General features: G+C 75.2%; 2 protein-coding genes and 1 pseudogene. All 3 read right to left on the reverse strand.

Annotated elements, in window-relative coordinates:
- Nucleotides 1-1,420, reverse strand: a 1,420-nt coding sequence (locus tag MTQ10_RS28920) for a hypothetical protein (protein WP_247473331.1), incomplete at its 3' end; no start/stop codon positions are given.
- A 444-nt stretch (nucleotides 1,421-1,864) separates the two neighbouring features.
- Entirely contained in the window at nucleotides 1,865-3,118 is a 1,254-nt protein-coding gene (gene purD, locus MTQ10_RS28925; protein ID WP_247473332.1) for a phosphoribosylamine--glycine ligase, read from the reverse strand.
- A 178-nt stretch (nucleotides 3,119-3,296) separates the two neighbouring features.
- Nucleotides 3,297-3,619 (reverse strand): annotated as a pseudogene (locus tag MTQ10_RS28930) (DNA polymerase III subunit gamma and tau); the annotation flags it as partial.

Genomic DNA, 3,619 nt, shown 5'->3' on the forward strand with positions numbered 1-3,619 from the left:
GTACGGCCTCGGGGGCGGTGTCCGGGGCGGAGCCCTGTACGGCGTCGGGGGCGGCGGCGTGCGGTACGGGGTCGTGGGCGGCGTCGGCAGCGAGGTGCCGTACGGCGTCGGCTGGCGCCTGGCGTACGGCGCGGTGGCCGGCGTCGGATGCCCGGTCGGCTATGGAGTCCCGGCCGGGGTCGGCGGGTATCGGCGTGCCGAGGGTGTCCAGGACGCGGTGCAGGCGGGCGGCGTCGCTGCGCCACTTGCGGTCGACGACCTCCTCCGGATAGTCGTCCCAGTCGACGGGCGACCAGTCCGGCCCGGCCTCCGCGGGTCCGCCGTGGAAGAGCCGGGCGGCCAGCAGCGAGGCTGCCTCGTCGACCAGGCCGGGCTCCTCCAGCAGATCGCAGGCGGGCCGCTCGCCGAGGCGGGAGGTGAAGCCCTCGGCCAGCCGGTCCCGGCGGGACAGCTCGGTCAGGGCGGCCACCACGCCCGCGTCCAGCCGGGCGGGCCAGCGGCCCATCCGCCAGGCGGGCAGCGCGACCCGGGTCAGCAGCCGGTCCCAGCCCGCGTAGGCCAGGCCCACCTGTTCCTGCGCGACGATCCGCAGGCCGTAGTCCACCGTCTTGGCGCGCTCGGCGGCAGCCGCGGCGACACCGCGCTCCATCTCCGCCGCGTGCTCACGGCAACCGCGCAGCAGCAGCCGGGCCACCCAGCCCAGAGCCGCGCACACCGTCCGGGTCAGCGGGCAGCGACCGGGCGTCGCGGCCACCGCAACCGCCGCGTCCAGGCCCCGCACGAAACGCCGGGCTGCGGCTATGTCCGGGTGGGCGGAGGGTCCCGTACCGGCGACGACCGGGGCGAGGACCGCGCGCAGTTCACCGACGCGCATCCACCACAGGAACGGGGAGCCGATGACCAGCACCGTGGCGGCCGTACGACGGTGGGGGCGGGAACGGCCGGGTGCGGCGACATCGCGTCCCTCCTCGCCCTGATCGGCGTGGGGCTTCCCGGCGGGCGGACCGTGCGGCGGGTGGGTACGGTCCTCCAGCCAACTGTCACAGTCCGGTGTGAGCGCTATGGCCGAGGGGGCCGGAACGTCGAGGCGGTCGGCGAGATCACGGACCATCCGGTACAGATCGGGGGCCGACTCCTCGCTGATCGGCACCGTGGGGCTGACGGCAGGGCGGGCCCGCGCGACCACCAGCGCCACGCCCGCTGCCGCGAACAGCACCAGCAGGGCGAGCCCGGACACGACCCAGCGGGCGATGTCCCAGCCGCGGCCCACCAGATGCCCGCTGGTGCCGCCCGCCACCAGGATCACGGCAGTGGCCGCAGGCAGCAGCGCCACGGCCAGCGCCCTGCCGCGGACACGCAGCACCGCCATTGCACGGGACCGCGCGGCCTGCGCTCCCGCCTCCACACCCATACCGGTCATGACCGGACCTCACCCCCTCCCCCGTGTGCCGGTGCTGCCTGTCCTGGTCTTGCTCACTCCCCCACTGTGGCACCCGCCACTGACATCGCAATGCCGGTGGGCCAAGTGCCGGAACGCTGCGCCGCACCATAGTTGGGGCCCCGGCCCCCGTCAGCCGGATGGACGATCGGTCACTCGATGGAATGGCTTTGGTCAGAGGTGGATGACGAACGGCATGCGAAGGGCCCCGGTTCCCGAGAGGGGGAACCGGGGCCCTTCGCATGACCGCGCGCGGTCACACCGCCCGGGTGGGTCGGACGCCGCCCGGGTGGGTCGGACGCCGCTCGGGGACGTCGTCGGGCACCGCTCGGGGACGTCGTCGGGCACCGCTCGGGGACGCCGTCGGGCACCGCTCGGGGACGTCGTCGGGCACCGCTCGGGCGGGTCGGACGCCGCTCGGGGACGTCAGGCGCCCGCCGCCGCCTTCGCCGCGATGTCGGTGCGGTGCTGGGAGCCGTCCAGCCGGATACGGCCGACGGCGGCGTACGCCCGCTCGCGGGCCTGCGTGAGGTCGGCGCCCGTGGCAGTGACGGACAGGACGCGTCCGCCCGCGCTGACGACCGCGTCGCCCTCGCGGCGCGTACCGGCGTGCAGGACGTAGGCGTGCGGGGCGTCCTGGGCGGCGACCTCGTCGAGGCCGGTGATCGGGTCGCCGGTGCGCGGGGTGCCCGGGTAGTTGTGGGAGGCGACGACGACGGTGACGGCGGCGTCGTCGCTCCAGCGCAGCGGCTCCAGGTCGGCGAGAGTGCCGGTGGCGGCGGCCTTGAGGACACCGGCCAGCGGGGTTTTCAGGCGGGCCAGCACGACCTGGGTCTCGGGGTCGCCGAACCGGGCGTTGAACTCGATGACCCGTACACCGCGCGAGGTGATCGCGAGGCCCGCGTACAGCAGCCCGGAGAACGGGGTGCCGCGGCGGCGCAACTCGTCCACGGTCGGCCGCAGAACGGTCTGAAGCACCTCGTCGACCAGCTTGGGGTCGGCCCAGGGCAGCGGGGAGTAGGCGCCCATGCCACCGGTGTTGGGGCCCTGGTCGCCGTCGAGCGCGCGCTTGAAGTCCTGCGCGGGCTGGAGCGGGACGACCGTCTCGCCGTCGGTGACGGCGAACAGGGAGACCTCCGGGCCGTCCAGGAACTCCTCGATGACGACCCGCTCGCAGGCGGCGGCGTGCGCCTTGGCGGCCTCCAGGTCGTCGGTGACGACGACGCCCTTGCCGGCGGCGAGACCGTCGTCCTTGACGACGTACGGCGCGCCGAACGCGTCGAGGGCGGCGGCGGCCTCCTCCGCGGTCGTACAGACGTAGGAGCGGGCGGTGGGGACGCCGGCGGCGGCCATCACGTCCTTGGCGAAGGCCTTGGAGCCCTCCAGCTGCGCGGCCTCCTTGGAGGGCCCGAACACCGGGATGCCGGCCTCGCGCACGGCGTCGGCGACTCCGGCGACGAGCGGGGCCTCCGGGCCGACGACGACCAGCTCGGCGCCCAGCTCCGTGGCCAGCGCGGCCACGGCGGCGCCGTCCAGGGCGTCGACCTGGTGCAGCTCGGCGACCTCGGCGATGCCGGCGTTGCCGGGTGCGCAGTGCAGCGCGGTGACGGCGGGGTCGAGGGACAGAGAGCGGCACAGGGCGTGTTCGCGGGCGCCGCTGCCGATGACGAGGACGTTCACGGGGTCAGCCTAACGGGAGCGGGCGGCGGGGCCTTGTGCGGGCTTCCGAAGCGCCTGTACCGCCGCAGTCGTAGGTTCCTCCGAAGACCGGCTGGACGCGCCGACCGATCAGGCCGCCGCCGCACGACCGCCGCCGCAGGACCGGGCCCGCACGACGGACGACCGGCGCCCGGGCCGGCTACTCGTTGGTGAACTCCTCGACGACGGTCGCGCCCAGTTCCCGCACGATCAGCTCGTGCCCGGACAGGGCGGACTCGTTGAGGTCGGGGTCGTCGTCCTCGGGGATGTCGTCCTCGGGTGCGACGGCGTACGACGGCTCGGCGGCGGTGGGCCGGGGGGGCGGGGCCGGGGGCGACGACGGGGCCGCAGGGGCCTGCGACCGTTCCTCGACCGGTGGTCCAGCACACCGCTCGAAGATGCCGCCAGGTGGGGAGGTGAGGGCACCTCCGAACGGCGTGAGGAGTGGGTATGCAGAAGGTCGTTTCCCGTGACGGCACCACG

This window comes from Streptomyces sp. XM83C, assembly GCF_023072675.1.
In the GTDB taxonomy this organism is placed as follows: Bacteria; Actinomycetota; Actinomycetes; order Streptomycetales; family Streptomycetaceae; genus Streptomyces; species Streptomyces thermocoprophilus.